This window comes from Geobacillus sp. Y412MC52 (assembly GCF_000174795.2).
Classification (GTDB): domain Bacteria; phylum Bacillota; class Bacilli; order Bacillales; family Anoxybacillaceae; genus Geobacillus; species Geobacillus thermoleovorans.
The window spans coordinates 274,393-292,165 of record NC_014915.1; the positions used below are offsets into that span (position 1 = coordinate 274,393).

Consider the following 17,773-nt stretch of genomic DNA (forward strand, 5'->3'; position numbering starts at 1 on the left):
GGCCTTAGGCCGCCCGGTGCACCTGGGACAAGACGTCCTGCTTCATTCGCTCGGCGTCAAAGGCTTGTTTCTTCGTACAAATCGCAAACAGCACATTCAACAGCTTTCGGCATAACGCGACGATGGACTGCTTTCCGGTCAGCGGATTGACGGGGCGCGTCGTGTAATAGTCGTGCAGCTCGCGAAACGCCTCGTTGTGCCGGATCAGCGGAATCATCGCCCGAAACAGCACCGATCGCAGCCGTTTCCGTCCCCGTTTGGAGATCTGCTTTTGCCCTTTGCGCTGGCCGGAGGAATTCTCCTTGAGCGTCAGGCCCGCCAACTTCACCAATTGACGCGGGTCCCGATAATGGGCGAAGCTGCCAATCTCCGCCAGCAGATCGATGATCGTGGCGTCTCCCAACCCGTCGACCGTTTTCAGCCATTGATACTCCATCGTCGTTTGAACCAACGCCTTCAACTCGGCGTCCAACGCGGCGATCTCAGCCTCCAATTGGCGGTATCGGCGGACGAGCGCGGCGATTTCAAACCGGGCCATCGTCGTCCCTTCCGTCACCCCAATCGAGTCCTTCGCGGCGTCGATCAACGCCTGAATTTTGGCCTTCTGCGGGCATTTCAGCCCTTCGCTTTGCCGGTGCACCTCGATGAGCTCCTCGGCGGATCGGCTGGCCATATCGGCCGGAAGCGGCGTCCACTCCAGCACCGAAAGCGCCGTTTTTCCCACGTCGCGAAACACCGTCCAAAACTCCGGAAAATACCGGTCGGTCCAGCGGATGATCGCGTTTTTCACCGCTGCCTGTTCCTTGCGGAGCTTCTCTTTGAGCGTGCTCCCGACGCGCAAATCGGCTTCGATCTCGTGCAACAGCCGGGGGACGAGGAATCGTCCGTCTTTCGCCAGTCTGGCGATGACCAGGGCGTCTTTGGCGTCATGTTTCGTCGGCAGGTTGTCATCGAGTTCTTTCGACCGGCACACATGCGCCGGGTTGACCATCACCAACGGGATCCCTTTTTCCTCGAGGAAGTAGGCCAGGTTCAACCAGTAGTGCCCGGTCGGTTCCACCGCGACGATCACCTGCGGCTTTCCGAACGCTTGCATCGCCTCCTGAATCGCTTCATACAGCTGGCGAAAGCCCTCTTTCGACTGGAAGATCGGGAACGATTTGCGAAGCACGCGCCCCCGGTCATCCACGAAGCAGGCGTAGTGGGTTCGTTTCGCGATATCGATGCCCACCACAAGCGTTTGTTCGGTTACTTGATCAATTTTATAGTTTTGTGTACAATGCATTTGAAGTCCTCCTTGGTATGGTGAGTGATGTGTTTGACACCCCTGCATCATACCAAGAGGGCTTTTTTTGATCAAGTCCCCGGAAAAGCTCCTAACGGGAATGCTCCTTTCAAATGTTGGGTGACACTTTCATTCTAGTAGGGGGTTCACCAGCAATGGCTATTTTATGCTTGTTTGAGTTTATCTAGCGCCGCGGGTTGTGATTTAATACTTGGAAATAAGTTGTTATAGCTGTTGCAGTACACAAAGAGCCACTCACTAACCAAATATAAAAAAAGATTTTTCCACCTGTTGTGGTAGAATCCATAAAAAAGCAACCAAGCAGGAATAAGCCTCCTCCTAAAATGAATAGAAAACAAGCAAATTTCTTATTCTGTGGTTTTAAGAAATAGTATCCAATAAGAATTAATAAGTATAAACTGCTTATTGCCATGATAATCGGAAAAAAGGGGTGAAATTTAGCGGAGTATACAAAGTAGTCAAGTTGTGAAATATGACTTTTACTATGTACTTGACCATACATCATTTGGGAAAACGGTGTTGAATGCTTCCATTCCCAAGGATTATCTAATATTGCACTGCCTTCATACCAAGCAGCTAGAGTAGAAAATAAAAGTAAAATAGCGGCTAATCCAAATTGAATAATAATCCACAAAACAACAATACCTCCCTTAATGTATATCAAGCTAGGCGTGTTGATTATCCAATAAAATCCAAAAGACAGAAGAGTGCCTTTGCTGTAGAAGATGAGTAACGATTCAAACAAACCCGGGCGGTGCTCTATAAACAAGCATAGCACACCTCCAAGTTTGATGCAAAAACTTGTTTCTGATGAAGAAATTCAACGGATGGCTGAAGTGGTTAGGGATCGTGATTTGGTCCGAAACTTTGCGTTGCGCAAGTTGATTCATTTGTTCTTGTTGGTTACGCATTAATGGTTTTGCCTATCCTCCTGTAGGAAATTGCATTGCTTGTCAAGCATATGTTCCTGGTGAAGAGTCAATTTTTAAATAAATGCTAATGTTGTGGAGATAAATGTTCAAAGATGAATGAAAGGATGAGAAAAATATGAGAATGATGAAAAAGATTCATCATATTATAATTACATTGGCGACTATTCTTTTGTTTATATTCGAATCAAACGCCGTAAATGCTCAAGTAAATGATCAAGCAATTAACCGAGATAAAGCTCCAAGAGTTGAAATTTATGATGAAAATAATAATCTTATCAAAACGATTAATCTTGAAGAGAAATCCATCGAAACAGATGACCCTAAAACAAAATCTATTATAGCAGAACAAACAGTAACTGCTCAGAGCATTAAAAAATACTCCTTTGGCAATACCACCTTTTCAAATTACGTTTGGATTAATGGTGGATACTATTTTTATAATCCTGGGATTTTTGAATTTGAACTAATTAATAGACCTGAGGCAGTTGCAGTAGAAGTTTATAAACTAGGTCAAGTATATACTGGTAAAGTTGTATGGAGAGATGTGGCTGGCTGGGCTGCACTTGATTGGAGAGACACTACACTGGTAAAGCATCCCGGTAGTTATGCATTTAGATTTAAAAATGACGGTTCTGGTACAGTACAAATTAAACATGGTAATTTAAAATATAATTATTAACCCGTGGTGCTATAGACATGCTTTTTCCGCACATACGCCATCCGTTTTTGTCATTCTTCCGCCGTCAGACGGCGGAAAACCAACCGTGGAACGTACAAGCGTTCATGTCCGATGTACACATGTTCCATGTTTTTGACGATGCACAAAGATCAAAATTCGTAACTTGATGGGTATGGGTGTGGACCTCTTTCTTCACTGGGATTTCGCGCCCGGACGCGAGCTGTTTCTCACGGAAGAACAGTAGAAAGAGATCAAGCGGCTCGTGCTCACCAAGACTCCCGCCGAACTGGGGTGGGATGTGGCTTCGGCGTGGAACACCAAACCCCAAACGAAGCCCATCATAAGGCGACCTGCCGGCTGCGTTCCCATCCGTCCTACGGAAAATACTTGCGCCAGTTGAAGGACGGAACCCTTCGCATCGACAAGCAGGCGGTTCGTGGCGCGGAAAAGTACGACGGCAAATATCTCATCCGGACATCTGACGACACCTTGTCTGCCGAAGATGTCGCCATCGGGTATAAGCAGCTGGTGAATATTGAGCAGGCCTTCCGAACATTGAAGTCTACATTGGAATTGCGACCTATGTATCATCGCTTGGAAGACCGCATTCGGGCGCATGTGCTGCTCAGTTGGCTGGCGCTCTTACTGGTTCGGATCGTAGAGATCCGAACTCATGAATCATGGCCAAAAGTAAGAGACGAATGTGAGCGTCTCATGCTTGGACATTTTTCTTCAAAAAAACGGAGACCTTTATCAACGAACCGAACTGACGGCCAAACAAGCGCAACTCTTTGCGGCTCTAGGGCTGGAGCCTCCTCCGAAGATCCTAGGCATCCATCCTCGCGCCTAGATACACGCCCAAAGTGTGCCCAAATGTCTCTCGTCCCTTTTGCATCAAGGGGCGAGAGGCATTTTGTTTGCCTAGTGACTGTCGGACTCGGGTCAAAGGGCGGCATCCCAACCGGATCATGGCGCTTATTCTAGAGGGCTGGTGAAAAACGACCGATTTCGCCGAACCCGTTGCTTTCGGCTGAAAGAGAAGCGTTGATTTTACAGGACTTCTCAATTTGAGAAGAGATTCCGTTTTCCGCGACCTTTCACTAAATCACCAGCCTTCTAGACAATGCCCGGATTCATCACGCTCGAATGGTGAAGGAGTTTTTGCGGGAAGAAGGACCATGTTTTCATTTCTTGTATCTCCCGCCCTACTCGCCGCAGCTCAACCCGATCGAGCGTTTGTGGAAATGGCTGAAGGATACGGTGTTCGCCAACGCCTTTCACAAAGACCGTCATGAGATCCTGCAAGCGGTTCAACGATTTGTTCATTCCATTCAGGAACGCCCGGAAGACGTGTTGCGACGCTTGGGGTGTGTTGCGTAATCGAGAAGTTAACTTTTCAAGGTGCATTTATATAGCTATTATAGCTATTTACAATATAACCGAAAAAAGTGCTCCGCAAACTCTTGACTGACTCAAAAGTAAAAAATGTGTTGACAAAAAAAGGTGATATATTGTAAGAGTCACTTTCGAGGAGGTAAGTTCCTCGAACGAAGAAAGGATAGCTCGTTCCTTGAAAACTGAACGAAACGAAGCGCAATAGAAAGGCTGAGGCGCCGCAATTTCGCCTAAAGGCAGTCCGCGTCCTGCGGGCGACGGCGAAATATCGCCATCCTGGCGATCTCGAAGCCAAATGTTCTTCACCCGCAGGGGTGCTTGCACCCCGAGGGGGAAGGTTATTTGGCAGAAGAGAGCTAGGCGCTGGAACTGGACAGCAAGAAAAGTGGAGGCCGCCCGCTTATCGGCGAGGTGCGCTGGAGGGCCTGCGAGGAGGCTGTCGCCGCCGCAGCAGGACCGAAGCGTCGCGAGCCGATGGCGGCCGGAACTAGACAGTGAAAAGCGCAGGCGAGCGGGTCGCCGCGACGGGCAAATGTTCTTCGCCTGCAGGGATGTTCACATCCCGAAGGCGAAGGTTATTTGACCCCGAGCGGCGGCGAGCCGGAGCTGGACAATGCGAAAAGCGCAGGCGAGCGGCTTCTTCCGACAGTTATCTAGTTTTGAAGGAATGAATTTCCTTCTTGACATTGTTTGTTTTTCAAGTTATAATAAATGATGTCAAAATCCAACCGCTTGCCTAGTGGCTATGGCGGAGGGGAAACACCCGTTCCCATCCCGAACACGGAAGTTAAGCCCTCCAGCGCCGATGGTAGTTGGGGCCAGCGCCCCTGCAAGAGTAGGTCGCTGCTAGGCAGGCAAAAAAATGAGGGAGCTGAATGGTTCTCTCATTATTTTTGCCTAATGGGAAATGAGTCATTTTGAATGACGCCATTTTCAATCCTCTCCCCCAAAATGTAAAGCGTGATCATCGTTTCCTAGACCCCCTTTTTCATAAAAGCGATAGGAAACGGAAACTCGCGTAAGGGTGTCCTGTACGGCATGGACACCCTCTTTTTTTATTTTTTTCGGAAAGGCAGGTATCTCCTTTTTTGGACTCGTGGGGGAGATTATTCGCTTTTTTTGATGACAATTTTCTTTTTCGGCTCGTCAGGGATGAGTCGATGCAGGTGGATGAACAACAGGCCGTTATGGTATGTTGCTTCGATGCGGTCCTCTTTGACGGCGAACGGCAGTGGGATTGTTTTTTGGAATTGGCCTTGGAAAAGGCCTTCTTCTACTAGCTCAAACCCTTTGAAGTTTAGATTAATGGTTGCCTTCACTTCCAACGTTTTGTATGATACATACACTTCTGCATCTTCGATTTTTTCGAGCCCCGGGAGGCTGATGACAACGAGCAGCTCGTTGTCTTTTTTGTAAATGTTCATACCGGATGATGGCTTGTTCGATGACGGCAGCAACGGCTGGATGCTTCCCCAAAAATCATTTTGAAAAAATTGCTGCCAATGTTTTGTCCAATCGGAAAACGGCGTAAACGGATTTTCTTTGGCCATCGTGTCTCTCCTCCTCCGCTCATTCATCATATGCCGCCTTCTTCGTTTGGTGATTCAAAAAACACGAACATTTGCTTTGATGAAATACTAAATGTTCGATTTTTCCTTGACACGCCGAAAAAAAACCTGCTACTATAAAGGTAACTTCATAGTGTATGAGAAGATCCCTCATATAATTTTGGGAATATGGCCCAAAAGTTTCTACCCAATCACCGTAAATGATTGGACTATGAGGGAAAGGATCGGTTTTGGCTTTTTTTCGATCAGCAACTGTCAAAGCCCGGAACGATGCTTTCCCTCGTTTACGGATGGGAACGCATGTTCTGGGTTTTGTTGTGCTAGCAAAAGGAGTGAAACGGTATGAGCCCGCTCGTTGGGGTGATCATGGGAAGCCATTCGGATTGGGAAACGATGAAACATGCTTGCGCCATTTTGGAGGAATTGGGTGTTCCGTTTGAGAAAAAAGTCGTATCGGCGCACCGGACGCCGGATGAGATGTTTCGGTATGCGGAGACAGCCGAGGAGCGCGGCATCCGCGTGATCATTGCCGGCGCTGGCGGGGCGGCTCATTTGCCGGGGATGATCGCGGCGAAAACGACGCTGCCGGTGATTGGGGTGCCCGTGCAGTCAAAAGCATTGAATGGACTTGATTCGTTATTGTCGATTGTGCAAATGCCAGGCGGGGTGCCGGTGGCGACGGTGGCGATCGGCAAGGCGGGGGCGACCAACGCCGGACTGCTCGCCGCATCGATTCTTGGACTGCTTGAGACACGCTATATGGAGGCGCTCAAAGCGCGGCGGGAAGCGATTCGCAAACAAATCGTAGAAAGCAGTGATCAATTTGACTAAGCAACGGATCGTTCCTGGGCAGACGATCGGCATCATCGGCGGGGGGCAGCTCGGGCGGATGATGGCTTTGGCGGCGCGCGAGATGGGTTTTCGCATTGCCGTGCTCGACCCAACGCCTGACTCCCCGTGCGGGCAAGTGGCCGATGTGGAGATTACGGCGCCTTATCATGATTTGGACGCCATCGCTGAACTGGCCTGCGTGAGCGATGTCATTACGTACGAATTTGAAAATATCGATGCGCGAGCGCTTGAGTGGCTGGAGGCAAACGCCTATGTCCCGCAAGGAAGCCGACTGCTTGCGGTGACGCAAGACCGGGCGCTGGAGAAAGCGGCGATCGTTGATGCCAGCTTGCCGGTGGCGCCCTATGTCGAAGTGAATGGAGCGGAGGAACTTGAACAGGCCGTTCAGACGATCGGTTTCCCGTGCGTCTTGAAAACGCGGCGCGGCGGCTACGACGGCAAAGGGCAATATGTGCTGCGCGGCGAAGGCGATCTAGCCAAAGCGGCTGATTTGCTTGGGCTTGGCCCATGCATTTTGGAAGGCTGGGTGCCGTTTGTGAAGGAAATGTCGGTCATTGTCGCCCGCAACCTCGATGGTGAGACGGCTGTTTTTCCAGTGGCGGAAAATGTTCATGTCGAGAACATTTTGCATCAAACGATCGTTCCGGCCCGAATTCCGGAAAGCGTGCAAGAGCGGGCCATTCGCTACGCGGAAGTGTTGGCCGCATCGTTTTCGCTCGTTGGGACGCTGGCGGTGGAAATGTTTTTGACTGCGGACGGGGATATTTATATTAATGAGCTGGCCCCTAGACCGCACAACTCCGGACATTATACAATCAATGCATGCGCGACGTCGCAGTTTGCCCAGCACATCCGCGCTGTTTGCAACTGGCCGCTCGGATCGACCGAATTGTTGAAGCCGGCGGTGATGGTCAATATTTTAGGCGAGCACGTCGAGCCGGTCATTCGGCATATCGGTGCGTTCGACGGGGGGACCTACGTCCATCTGTACGGCAAACACGAAGCGAAGCCGAAGCGGAAAATGGGGCATGTGACGGTGCTGGCAGACGATGTCGAGGCGGCGTTGGCGCGAATCGAATCGTGGCAAATTTGGCATGATCGGAGGCTGGAACGAGGATGATTGAACGTTACACAAGACCGGAAATGGGAGCGATTTGGACCGAGGAAAACCGCTTTAAGGCATGGCTTGAGGTGGAACTGCTCGCGTGCGAGGCGTGGGCCGAGCTTGGCGTCATCCCAAAAGAAGATGTCCGCCGCCTGCGTGAAAACGCGTCGTTTGACGTCAACCGCATTAAGGAAATCGAAGAAGAAACGCGCCACGATGTCGTCGCCTTCACCCGCGCCGTTTCTGAGACGCTTGGGGAAGAACGAAAATGGGTGCATTATGGTCTCACGTCGACCGATGTTGTCGATACGGCGCTCGGCTACTTGTTAAAGCAGGCGAACGCGATTTTGCGGCGTGATTTGGAAAACTTCATTCAAGTGCTGAAAGAGAAAGCGCGCGAACATAAATACACGGTCATGATGGGGCGCACGCACGGCGTTCATGCCGAACCGACGACGTTCGGGCTGAAGCTGGCGCTTTGGTATGCCGAGATGGTACGGAACTTGGAGCGGTTTGAACAAGCAGCCAAGATGGTGGAAGTAGGGAAAATTTCCGGCGCAGTCGGCACGTACGCCAACGTGGATCCGTTTGTGGAGCAGTATGTTTGTGAAAAACTCGGCTTGACGCCGGCGCCGATTTCGACGCAGACGCTGCAGCGCGACCGCCACGCTTACTATATGGCGACATTGGCCTTAATTGCGACATCGATTGAAAAATTTGCCGTCGAGATTCGCGGCTTGCAAAAAAGCGAAGTCCGCGAAGTCGAAGAGTTTTTTGCCAAAGGACAAAAAGGCTCATCAGCGATGCCGCATAAGCGCAATCCGATCGGTTCGGAAAACATGACCGGCATGGCGCGCGTCATCCGCGGGTATATGGTGACAGCGTACGAAAACGTGCCGCTTTGGCATGAACGCGACATTTCCCATTCGTCGGCCGAGCGCATCATTTTGCCGGATGCGACGATTGCGTTGAATTATATGTTGAACCGATTCGCGAATATCGTGAAACATTTGCTTGTGTACCCGGAAAACATGAAAAAAAATATGGAGCGCACGTTCGGGCTCATTTATTCACAGCGAGTCTTGCTTGCCTTGATCGACAAGGGGATGACGCGCGAGGAGGCGTACGATTTGGTGCAGCCGAAAGCGATGGAAGCGTGGGAGAGACAAGTGCCGTTCCGCTCGCTTCTTGAAGCGGATGAGCGGATCATGAGCCGGCTGACGAAAGAGGAACTCGATGATTGTTTTGATTATCGTCATCATTTGAAACATGTCGATACGATTTTTGCCCGCTTAGGGTTGGAGTGAGCGGCTGCCGGCTGGTCGAAGCCGGCCGGCTATACAAAAGATTTTCAATCTTCTGGATAAACGGAGGCGTTGATCGTGCCGACGAAACAACAGCTGTTATATGAAGGGAAAGCGAAAAAAATTTACGCGACTGACGAGCCAGATGTGCTTTGGGTCGAGTACAAAGACAGCGCAACGGCGTTTAACGGCGAAAAAAAGGCGACGATCGCCGGCAAAGGGCGGCTCAATAACGAGATTTCCAGCTTGTTGTTTTTGAAGCTGCGCGAAGCAGGCATTGCCAATCATTTTATTGAAAAGCTGTCGCCAACGGAACAATTGGTCCGGCGCGTGACGATCATCCCGCTTGAAGTCGTTGTCCGCAATGTGGTAGCGGGAAGTTTAGCCAAGCGGATCGGTCTAGAGGAAGGGACGCCGCTTGAGGCGCCGCTTGTTGAGTTTTATTACAAAAACGACGACCTTGGCGACCCGTTGTTGTTGGAAGATCATATCTTCATTTTAAAACTCGCCAGCCGCGAGGAAATCGCCGCGCTGAAGCAGGCCGCGCTGGCGGTGAATGACGTGCTGCGCCTCCATTTTGCCGAGCGGAACGTGCGGTTGATTGATTTTAAGCTTGAGTTCGGCCGTACAGCAGACGGAGCCATCCTCTTGGCGGATGAGATTTCACCGGACACGTGCCGGTTATGGGACGCAAAGACGAACGAAAAGCTCGACAAAGACGTGTTCCGCCGCGACTTGGGCAGTTTGACGGACGCATACGAAGTCATTTTACAACGGTTAGGGGGAGAATCGGCATGTACAAAGTAAAAGTGTATGTCACGTTGCGAGAGAGTGTGTTGGATCCGCAAGGGATCGCTGTAAAAGGGGCGCTGCACAGCTTATCGTATACGGAAGTGAAAGATGTACGAATCGGGAAGTTTATGGAGCTCGTGATTGAAGAGAGCGACCGCGACATCAACGAGCTCGTTCGCGAGATGTGTGAAAAACTGCTTGCCAACCCGGTGATTGAAGACTACCGCTATGAAATCGAGGAGGCCGTCGCCCGATGAAGTTTGCCGTCGTTGTGTTTCCGGGATCGAATTGCGATGTCGATATGTATCATGCGATCGCCGATGAACTTGGCGAAGAGGTCGAATACGTTTGGCATGACGAGGACGATCTAGACCGTTTTGACGCCATTTTGCTTCCAGGCGGCTTTTCGTACGGCGATTACTTGCGTTCGGGGGCGATCGCCCGCTTTTCGAAAGTAATGGCTGCCGTCAAACAGGCAGCTGACGCCGGAAAACCGGTGCTTGGGGTGTGCAACGGGTTTCAAATTTTGCTTGAAGCCGGCTTGCTTCCTGGGGCGATGCGCCGCAATCAAGGGTTGAAATTCATCTGCCGGCCGGTCCAGCTGACGGTGGAAAATCATGAAACGATGTTTACGTCTGCCTACGAAAAAGGCGAAGTCATTACAATTCCAATCGCCCATGGTGAAGGGAATTATTATTGCGATGAACAGACGCTCGAGCGCCTTGTCAAGAACCGGCAAATCGTGTTCCGTTACCATGGAGAAAATCCGAACGGCAGCTTGGCGGATATTGCCGGCATCGTCAATGAACAGGGCAATGTGCTCGGCATGATGCCGCATCCGGAGCGGGCGGTCGACGCCTTGCTCGGCAGCGCGGACGGATTGAAACTATTCCGATCGATCGTCAACTATTGGAGGGAGACGCATGTCGTTACTGCTTGAGCCGAGCGCGGCGATGATCAAAGAACAAAAGTTGTACCGTGAGATGGGGTTAACAGATGAAGAGTTTGCGCGCATTGAAGCGATTTTGGGGAGACTGCCGAACTACACGGAAACCGGCATTTTTGCCGTCATGTGGTCGGAGCATTGCAGCTACAAAAACTCGAAGCCGGTGCTGAAAAAATTCCCGACTGATGGTCCGCACGTGCTGCAAGGGCCGGGTGAGGGTGCGGGCATTGTCGATATTGGGGACGGGCTGGCGGTGGCGTTTAAAATCGAAAGCCATAACCATCCGTCAGCGATCGAGCCGTATCAAGGGGCGGCGACCGGGGTCGGCGGCATCATCCGCGACGTCTTTTCGATGGGGGCGCGGCCGATCGCGCTTTTGAACTCGCTTCGGTTTGGCGAACTGACGTCGCCGCGCGTCAAATATTTGTTTGAGCAGGTCGTCGCTGGCATTGCCGGGTACGGCAACTGCGTCGGCATCCCAACTGTCGGCGGCGAGGTGCAGTTCGACCCGGCGTATGAAGGCAACCCATTGGTCAACGCCATGTGCGTCGGGATCATCCGCCATGAGGACGTTCAGCGCGGCGTGGCGACCGGGGTCGGCAACACGGTCATGTACGTCGGGGCGAAAACGGGCCGCGACGGCATCCACGGGGCGACGTTTGCTTCGGAAGAGTTGAGCGAACAGTCGGAAGCAAAGCGTCCGGCCGTGCAAGTCGGCGACCCGTTTATGGAAAAACTGCTGCTTGAGGCGTGTCTTGAAGCAGTCAAGTCCGATGCGTTAGTCGGCATTCAAGATATGGGGGCGGCAGGACTCACGAGTTCATCCGCCGAGATGGCAAGCAAAGGCGGATTTGGCATTGAAATGAATTTGGATCTCGTCCCGCAGCGTGAGGCAGGCATGACGCCGTACGAAATGATGCTGTCCGAATCGCAGGAACGGATGTTGCTTGTTGTCAAGCAAGGTTGTGAAGACGAAATCGCCGCGATTTTTGCCAAATACGGCCTAGAGGCCAAAGCAATCGGAAAAGTAACCGATGACAAAATGCTTCGTCTGTTTTTCCGCGGCGAGGTGGCGGCGGAAATTCCAGTGGACGCCTTGGCGAAAGACGCGCCGGTGTATCATAAACCGTCTGCGGAGCCGGCTTATTACCGCGAGTTTCAAGCGATGCCGCCGTATATTCCGCACATCGAAGACTACAACCAAACATTGCTCGGGCTGCTCGCCCAGCCGACGATTGCGAGCAAAGAATGGGTGTACGACCAGTACGACTATATGGTGCGGACGAATACGGTCGTCGCCCCCGGATCGGACGCGGCGGTCGTGCGCATCCGCGGCACGAACAAGGCGCTCGCGCTGACGACGGATTGCAACTCGCGCTACTTGTATTTGGATCCAGAAACGGGCGGGAAAATCGCCGTCGCCGAGGCGGCGCGCAATGTCGTCTGCTCCGGAGCGAAGCCGCTCGCCATTACGGACTGCCTCAACTTTGGCAGCCCGGAAAAGCCGGAGATTTTCTGGCAGCTCGAAAAAGCAGTCGACGGGATGAGCGAAGCGTGCCGGGCGCTCGGGACGCCGGTCGTGAGCGGCAACGTCTCGCTGTACAATGAAACGAACGGCGAGGCCGTGTACCCAACCCCGGTCGTTGGCATGGTCGGTCTCATTGATGATCTTTCCCATATTACGACTCAGTCGTTTAAGCAAGCGGGCGACCTCATTTACGTGATCGGCGAGGCGAAGCCGGAGTTTGGCGGCAGCGAGTTGCAAAAATGGCTGGAAGGCCGCATTTTTGGAAAAGCACCGGAGATTGACTTAGAGGTGGAAGCAAGCCGCCAGCGCCAGCTGCTTGCAGCGATCCGCGCGGGGGTGGTGGCGTCAGCGCATGATATTGCCGAAGGAGGATTAGCCGTTGCGCTTGCTGAGTGTGTCATGGGTGCCTCGGGGCTTGGCGCCAAGGTGACGATCGGCGGTGACCTCGTCAGTGAACTGTTCAGCGAAACGCAATCACGCTTTGTTGTCTCGGTGAAAAAAGAGCAAAAAGAGGCGTTTGAGCAACTGGTTGAAGCGAAACAAATTGGCGAAGTGACAGACGATGGCGCATTCGTGGTGAACGGGGAGCACGGTGAGACGCTCATTCACCTTTCCGTTGCCAAGATGCGAAATGTCTGGAAAGGGGCTATTCCATGCTTGCTGAAATCAAAGGATTGAACGAGGAGTGCGGCATTTTCGGCATTTGGGGGCATGAAGACGCCGCCCGGCTCACATACTACGGGCTTCACAGCCTGCAACACCGTGGGCAGGAAGGGGCCGGCATCGTGGCGGCGCATAACGGGAGCTTATCCGGTCATAAAGGGCTGGGGCTGGTGACCGATGTGTTTCAAAGCGGCACGCTCGATGCACTCAAAGGGGCGGCGGCCATCGGTCATGTCCGCTATTCGACGGCGGGTGGGGGCGGCTATGAAAACGTGCAGCCGCTCTTGTTCCGCTCGCAAACCGGCGCGATGGCGTTGGCCCATAACGGCAACTTGACAAACGCCATCGAGTTGAAGCTCGCGCTTGAAGGACAAGGAAGCATTTTTCAGACGACATCGGATACGGAAGTGTTCGCCCATCTCATCCGCCGCAGCCAAGCGCCGACGTTTGTCGAGCAAATGAAAGAGGCGCTCAGTCAGATCGAAGGGGCGTTTGCGTTTTTGCTGCTGACGGAAAAGGCGCTCTATGCGGCGCTTGATCCGCACGGGTTTCGGCCGCTGTCGCTCGGCCGGCTCGGCTCGGCGTATGTCGTGGCGTCGGAAACGTGCGCGTTTGACGTCATCGGCGCCACATACGAGCGGGAAGTGGCGCCTGGGGAATTGCTCATCATCAGCCGCGAAGGGGTGCGTTCAGAACGGTTCGCTTCTAGGCAGCCGCGGTCGATTTGCAGCATGGAGTACATTTATTTCGCTCGTCCGGACAGCCATGTCGACGGCATCAATGTCCATACGGCCCGAAAAAACTTAGGAAAGCGGCTGGCTTTGGAAGCGCCAGCAGAGGCCGACATCGTCACCGGCGTGCCGGACTCAAGCATCTCTGTTGCCATCGGCTACGCTGAGGCGAGCGGCATTCCATACGAATTGGGGTTGATTAAAAACCGATATGTCGGCCGGACGTTCATCCAGCCGTCGCAGGCGTTGCGCGAGCAAGGAGTGAAAATGAAGCTGTCGCCGGTGCGCGGGGTTGTGGCCGGCAAACGGGTTGTGATGGTGGATGATTCGATCGTGCGCGGGACGACGAGCCGGCGCATCGTCTCGATGCTCCGCGAAGCGGGAGCGGTCGAAGTGCACGTGCGCATCAGCGCGCCGCCGATCACCCATCCTTGCTTTTACGGCATTGATACGTCGTCAAAGGAAGAATTGATCGCGGCGAATCGCACTGTTGAAGAGATTCGGCGCTTGATTGGCGCTGATTCCCTCGCCTTTATCAGCCAGGAAGGGATGCTTGAGGCCATCGGGCGTCCGGACGTCTCGCCGCAGCGCGGGCAATGTTTGGCGTGTTTCACTGGCCAATATCCGACCCGCCTCAGTCAAGCGGCGCGGCCATGTCTGACGATGAAATGATGGAGGAAGTATAACCGGTGCAGCTGACGAGTGTGGTGGCGCGTTTCCGCGAGAGAAACGCTGCGCAACAAGAGCGTCGCCTGGCGTCCTGAGCGTGATGGGCGGCGAAAAGGAGGAGTTGACGTGGCAAAGGCATACAAACAAGCAGGGGTCGACATCGAGGCTGGTTATCAGGCCGTCGCCCTCATGAAAGAGCACGTGCAAAAAACGATGCGTCCCGAAGTGCTGGGCGGGATCGGCGGGTTTGGCGGCTTGTTTGATCTATCCGCGCTTGGTTACCGCCAGCCGGTGCTCATCTCCGGCACGGACGGTGTCGGAACGAAGTTGAAACTAGCGTTTTTGCTTGACCGGCATGATACGATCGGCATCGACTGTGTCGCTATGTGTGTCAACGATATTATTGTCCAAGGGGCGGAGCCGCTCTTTTTCCTCGACTATATCGCTTGCGGCAAGGCGGTGCCGGAGAAAATCGCCGCCATCGTCAAAGGGGTGGCCGACGGCTGCGTCGAAGCCGGCTGCGCCTTGATCGGCGGGGAGACCGCGGAAATGCCAGGAATGTATGATGAAGATGAGTATGATTTGGCTGGGTTTGCGGTCGGCGTTGCGGAAAAAGAGCGACTCATAACCGGAGAGACGATTCAAGTGGGCGATGCGCTTGTCGGCCTGCCATCAAGCGGCCTTCACAGCAACGGCTATTCGCTTGTGCGCCGCATTGTGTTTGAACAAGCGAAATTGTCGCTTAATGAGATTTACGAGCCGCTTGATGTTCCGCTCGGCGAGGAGTTATTGAAGCCGACGCGCATTTATGCGAAACTGTTGCGCTCTGTGCGCGAGCGGTTTACGATCAAAGGGATGGCGCATATTACCGGCGGCGGGTTGATCGAAAACATTCCGCGCATGCTGCCGCCAGGAATCGGCGCGCGCATTCAGCTTGGTTCATGGCCGATTTTGCCGATTTTTGACTTGTTGCGCCAAAAAGGCGAGCTTGAGGAAGAAGAGATGTTTTCCGTCTTTAATATGGGCATCGGCCTTGTGCTCGCTGTCAGTCCGGAAACGGCGGCGCCTCTTGTTGAGTGGCTTTCGGAACGAGGCGAACCGGCGTACATCATCGGCGAAGTGGCCGAAGGAGCGGGCGTGTCGTTTGCTGGAGGGGGCCGGGCATGAAGCGGCTGGCGGTGTTCGCCTCAGGAAGCGGCACGAACTTTCAAGCGATCGTGGACGCGGCCAAGCGCGGCGAGGTGCCCGCGGAAGTAGCGCTTTTGGTCTGCGACCGCCCAGGTGCGAAAGTCATTGAACGAGCGGCGCGCGAAAACGTGCCGGCGTTTGTGTTTTCTCCAAAAGACTACCCGTCCAAAGCGGCGTTTGAGAGCGAGATTTTGCGTGAGCTAAAGGAACGCCAAATCGACTGGATTGCGTTGGCCGGCTATATGCGCTTGATCGGGCCGACTTTGCTTTCCGCCTATGAAGGGAAAATCGTCAACATTCATCCGTCGCTGCTGCCGGCGTTTCCGGGCAAGGATGCGATCGGCCAAGCGTATCGGGCTGGCGTTTTGGAAACAGGGGTCACCGTTCATTACGTTGATGAAGGGATGGACACCGGGCCGGTCATCGCCCAGCGCGTTGTTCCGATCGTGCCGGGCGAGCCGATCGAGGCGCTTGAGGCGCGCATCCATCAAGTCGAACACGAGCTGTACCCGACGGTGTTGCGCATGCTGCTAGGGGAAAAGGAACAACAGGAAGAAAGGATCGAGAACGATGGCAGTGAAACGAGCATTGATCAGCGTGTCCAATAAGGAAGGCATCATTCCGTTTGCGAAGCAGCTGGCTGAACTTGGCATTGATATCATTTCGACCGGTGGGACAAAACGAGCGCTTGAAGACGCCGGCGTTCCCGTCATTTCGATTTCCGATGTCACCGGCTTTCCGGAAATTTTGGACGGGCGCGTCAAAACATTGCATCCGGCCATTCACGGCGGCATTTTGGCGGTGCGCAGCGATGAGCGCCACCAAGCAGCGCTTAAAGAGCACGGCATTCGCCCGATCGATTTGGTCGTCGTCAACTTGTATCCGTTCCAACAAACGATCGCCAAACCGGATGTGACGCTCGCCGAGGCGATTGAAAACATCGATATCGGCGGCCCGACGATGGTGCGGGCGGCGGCGAAAAACTATGCTGATGTCGCGATTGTCGTCGATCCAGCCGACTATCCGATAGTGATTGAAGAACTGAAAATGACCGGTTCGATCCAAGCAAAAACGCGGCAACAACTGGCGGCGAAAGCGTTCCGCCATACGGCGGCGTATGACGCGATGATTGCGGAGTATTTGACAAACCTCACCGGAGAGAACTATCCGGAAACGCTCACGGTCACGTATACGAAAAAACAATCATTGCGCTATGGCGAGAATCCGCATCAATCGGCAGCGTTTTATGCCAAGCCGCTCGGTGCGGCGTTCTCGATTGCCAACGCGACACAGCTGCATGGCAAAGAGTTGTCGTACAACAACATTAACGACGCCAATGCGGCGATCAACCTCATTCGCGAATTTCAAGAGCCGGCTGTGGCCGCCATCAAACATATGAACCCATGCGGCGTCGGCGTCGGCGCGACGCTTCTTGAGGCGTTTACGAAAGCGTATGAAGCGGATCCAGTCTCGATTTTCGGCGGCATTATTGCGGTCAACCGTGAAGTGGACAAAGAAACAGCCGAACGGATGCACGACATCTTTTTGGAAATCGTCATCGCTCCGTCATTCAGCGACGAGGCGCTTGCCATTTTGACGAAAAAGAAAAACATCCGTCTGTTGACGCTTGATTTTACCGGGCCGGACGTCAAGGAAAACATGCTCGTTTCCGTCAATGGCGGCTTGCTCGTCCAAGAGGCCGATACGTTCACGCTTGAAGACGCCGAATGGAATGTCGTAACGAAGCGCGAGCCGACCGAGGCTGAGCGCGAACAGCTTCGGTTTGCTTGGAAGGTTGTCAAACATGTGAAATCGAATGCGATTGTACTGGCCAAAAACGGGATGACGGTCGGCGTTGGCACCGGGCAAATGAACCGGGTCGGCGCGGCCAAAATTGCGATTGAACAGGCTGGGGAACAGGCGGTTGGCGCCGTGTTGGCGTCCGATGCGTTCTTCCCGATGGACGATACGGTCGAGGCGGCGGCGAAAGCCGGCATTACCGCGATCATTCAGCCGGGCGGCTCGATTCGCGACGCCGACTCGATCCGCAAAGCGGATGAATACGGCATCGCCATGGTCTTCACCGGCGTGCGCCACTTTAAACATTAAGTGTGG

16 protein-coding genes, 1 rRNA gene, 2 pseudogenes and 1 riboswitch are annotated in these 17,773 nt (G+C 53.3%); of the genes and pseudogenes, 16 read left to right on the top strand and 3 right to left on the bottom strand.

The features are described from left to right. Positions 1 to 4: 4 nt before the first annotated feature. Positions 5 to 1,285 (bottom strand): IS110 family transposase, encoded by a 1,281-nt coding sequence (locus GYMC52_RS01500; RefSeq protein ID WP_013522812.1) that lies wholly within the window; start codon positions 1,283 to 1,285, stop codon positions 5 to 7. Between the two features lie 184 nt (positions 1,286 to 1,469). Then, entirely contained in the window at positions 1,470 to 1,940 is a 471-nt protein-coding gene (locus tag GYMC52_RS01505; protein WP_041468649.1) for a YjdJ family protein, read from the bottom strand. Between the two features lie 127 nt (positions 1,941 to 2,067). Here GYMC52_RS01505 and GYMC52_RS19130 point away from each other — a divergent pair. From GYMC52_RS19130 to rrf, 5 genes and pseudogenes are all read left to right on the top strand, one after another. Beyond that, positions 2,068 to 2,208: pseudogene (locus GYMC52_RS19130) on the top strand (IS4 family transposase); the annotation flags it as partial. A gap of 145 nt (positions 2,209 to 2,353) precedes the next feature. Next, complete coding sequence (locus GYMC52_RS01510; protein WP_013144123.1) at positions 2,354 to 2,917, top strand: hypothetical protein; 564 nt, start codon at positions 2,354 to 2,356, stop codon at positions 2,915 to 2,917. 318 nt (positions 2,918 to 3,235) lie between these two features. Next, positions 3,236 to 3,767 (top strand): annotated as a pseudogene (locus GYMC52_RS18320) (IS1634 family transposase); the annotation flags it as partial. 254 nt (positions 3,768 to 4,021) lie between these two features. Then, on the top strand, positions 4,022 to 4,297 hold the full coding sequence (locus GYMC52_RS01520) for a transposase (protein ID WP_255347861.1): 276 nt from the start codon (positions 4,022 to 4,024) through the stop codon (positions 4,295 to 4,297). A 750-nt stretch (positions 4,298 to 5,047) separates the two neighbouring features. Beyond that, positions 5,048 to 5,164 (top strand): 5S ribosomal RNA (rrf, locus tag GYMC52_RS01525). A gap of 254 nt (positions 5,165 to 5,418) precedes the next feature. On the opposite strand, the gene GYMC52_RS01530 is transcribed toward rrf, so the two are convergent. Continuing rightward, positions 5,419 to 5,862, bottom strand: a complete 444-nt coding sequence (locus GYMC52_RS01530) for an Hsp20/alpha crystallin family protein (RefSeq protein ID WP_013144124.1) — start codon at positions 5,860 to 5,862, stop codon at positions 5,419 to 5,421. Between the two features lie 148 nt (positions 5,863 to 6,010). Continuing rightward, positions 6,011 to 6,112, top strand: a riboswitch (purine riboswitch). 110 nt (positions 6,113 to 6,222) lie between these two features. Between GYMC52_RS01530 and purE the strand changes: the two genes are divergently transcribed. The 11 genes from purE to purH all read left to right on the top strand — a co-directional run bounded on the left by purE (position 6,223) and on the right by purH (position 17,767). Further along, complete coding sequence (gene purE / locus GYMC52_RS01535; protein WP_013522815.1) at positions 6,223 to 6,711, top strand: 5-(carboxyamino)imidazole ribonucleotide mutase; 489 nt, start codon at positions 6,223 to 6,225, stop codon at positions 6,709 to 6,711. Continuing rightward, on the top strand, positions 6,704 to 7,852 hold the full coding sequence (purK, locus tag GYMC52_RS01540; RefSeq protein ID WP_013522816.1) for a 5-(carboxyamino)imidazole ribonucleotide synthase: 1,149 nt from the start codon (positions 6,704 to 6,706) through the stop codon (positions 7,850 to 7,852). The genes purE and purK overlap by 8 nt, the downstream gene beginning before the upstream one ends. Then, on the top strand, positions 7,849 to 9,144 hold the full coding sequence (gene purB, locus GYMC52_RS01545) for an adenylosuccinate lyase (RefSeq protein WP_013144127.1): 1,296 nt from the start codon (positions 7,849 to 7,851) through the stop codon (positions 9,142 to 9,144). Before purK ends, purB begins: the two co-directional genes overlap by 4 nt. Positions 9,145 to 9,219: 75 nt before the next feature. Then, positions 9,220 to 9,948, top strand: coding sequence for a phosphoribosylaminoimidazolesuccinocarboxamide synthase (gene purC / locus GYMC52_RS01550; protein ID WP_013522817.1), 729 nt, complete (start codon positions 9,220 to 9,222; stop codon positions 9,946 to 9,948). Beyond that, complete coding sequence (gene purS, locus GYMC52_RS01555) at positions 9,936 to 10,190, top strand: phosphoribosylformylglycinamidine synthase subunit PurS (protein ID WP_013522818.1); 255 nt, start codon at positions 9,936 to 9,938, stop codon at positions 10,188 to 10,190. Before purC ends, purS begins: the two co-directional genes overlap by 13 nt. Continuing rightward, positions 10,187 to 10,873 carry a phosphoribosylformylglycinamidine synthase subunit PurQ gene (gene purQ / locus GYMC52_RS01560; protein WP_013522819.1) on the top strand — a complete coding sequence of 229 codons (687 nt, stop codon included), beginning with the start codon at positions 10,187 to 10,189 and terminating at the stop codon, positions 10,871 to 10,873. Before purS ends, purQ begins: the two co-directional genes overlap by 4 nt. After that, positions 10,857 to 13,085: a phosphoribosylformylglycinamidine synthase subunit PurL gene (purL, locus tag GYMC52_RS01565; protein ID WP_013144130.1), complete on the top strand. Its 2,229-nt coding sequence runs from the start codon at positions 10,857 to 10,859 to the stop codon at positions 13,083 to 13,085. Before purQ ends, purL begins: the two co-directional genes overlap by 17 nt. Continuing rightward, positions 13,061 to 14,473: an amidophosphoribosyltransferase gene (gene purF / locus GYMC52_RS01570; RefSeq protein WP_013522820.1), complete on the top strand. Its 1,413-nt coding sequence runs from the start codon at positions 13,061 to 13,063 to the stop codon at positions 14,471 to 14,473. Before purL ends, purF begins: the two co-directional genes overlap by 25 nt. Positions 14,474 to 14,596: 123 nt before the next feature. Further along, positions 14,597 to 15,637, top strand: a complete 1,041-nt coding sequence (gene purM / locus GYMC52_RS01575) for a phosphoribosylformylglycinamidine cyclo-ligase (protein WP_013522821.1) — start codon at positions 14,597 to 14,599, stop codon at positions 15,635 to 15,637. Then, on the top strand, positions 15,634 to 16,266 hold the full coding sequence (gene purN, locus GYMC52_RS01580; protein ID WP_013522822.1) for a phosphoribosylglycinamide formyltransferase: 633 nt from the start codon (positions 15,634 to 15,636) through the stop codon (positions 16,264 to 16,266). Before purM ends, purN begins: the two co-directional genes overlap by 4 nt. Further along, entirely contained in the window at positions 16,229 to 17,767 is a 1,539-nt protein-coding gene (gene purH / locus GYMC52_RS01585; protein ID WP_013522823.1) for a bifunctional phosphoribosylaminoimidazolecarboxamide formyltransferase/IMP cyclohydrolase, read from the top strand. The genes purN and purH overlap by 38 nt, the downstream gene beginning before the upstream one ends. The last annotated feature ends 6 nt before the right edge of the window (positions 17,768 to 17,773 follow it).

Coding starts and splice junctions, on each gene's coding strand:
- GYMC52_RS01500 (WP_013522812.1), bottom strand. CDS start 1,285: ATGCATTGTACACAAAACTATAAAATTGATCAAGTAACCGAACAAACG.
- GYMC52_RS01510 (WP_013144123.1), top strand. CDS start 2,354: ATGAGAATGATGAAAAAGATTCATCATATTATAATTACATTGGCGACT.
- GYMC52_RS01530 (WP_013144124.1), bottom strand. CDS start 5,862: ATGGCCAAAGAAAATCCGTTTACGCCGTTTTCCGATTGGACAAAACAT.
- purE (WP_013522815.1), top strand. CDS start 6,223: ATGAGCCCGCTCGTTGGGGTGATCATGGGAAGCCATTCGGATTGGGAA.
- purB (WP_013144127.1), top strand. CDS start 7,849: ATGATTGAACGTTACACAAGACCGGAAATGGGAGCGATTTGGACCGAG.
- purS (WP_013522818.1), top strand. CDS start 9,936: ATGTACAAAGTAAAAGTGTATGTCACGTTGCGAGAGAGTGTGTTGGAT.
- purQ (WP_013522819.1), top strand. CDS start 10,187: ATGAAGTTTGCCGTCGTTGTGTTTCCGGGATCGAATTGCGATGTCGAT.
- purL (WP_013144130.1), top strand. CDS start 10,857: ATGTCGTTACTGCTTGAGCCGAGCGCGGCGATGATCAAAGAACAAAAG.
- purF (WP_013522820.1), top strand. CDS start 13,061: ATGCTTGCTGAAATCAAAGGATTGAACGAGGAGTGCGGCATTTTCGGC.
- purN (WP_013522822.1), top strand. CDS start 15,634: ATGAAGCGGCTGGCGGTGTTCGCCTCAGGAAGCGGCACGAACTTTCAA.
- purH (WP_013522823.1), top strand. CDS start 16,229: ATGGCAGTGAAACGAGCATTGATCAGCGTGTCCAATAAGGAAGGCATC.